A 290-nucleotide genomic window follows, 5' to 3' on the forward strand; every position below is an offset into this window, starting at 1 on the left:
GTATCGGCCGCAAGAGGCTGCTGCTGTCGGGCGCGGTCGCGTTCGGCGGGATCTCCGTACTCAACGCCTACGCGTCCAGCCCGGAGATGATGATCGTGGCCAGGGCGCTGCTCGGCGTCGCGGGCGCGACCCTGATGCCCGCCACGCTCGCCCTGATCCGCAACATCTTCCACGACCCCAAGGAGCGCAGCCTCGCCATCGGTGTCTGGGGGGCGATGGCCTCGGCGGGCGCGGCGGTCGGCCCGGTCGTCGGCGGCTTTCTGCTGGAGCACTTCTGGTGGGGCTCGGTC

Annotated in this window: 1 pseudogene; it reads left to right on the plus strand. The window is 71.4% G+C overall.

From position 1 onward, the window contains the following. Positions 1-290 (plus strand): annotated as a pseudogene (locus BFF77_RS34005) (MFS transporter); the annotation flags it as partial.

The sequence above is a fragment of the Streptomyces lushanensis genome, from assembly GCF_001700515.1.
Lineage (GTDB): Bacteria > Actinomycetota > Actinomycetes > Streptomycetales > Streptomycetaceae > Streptomyces > Streptomyces lushanensis.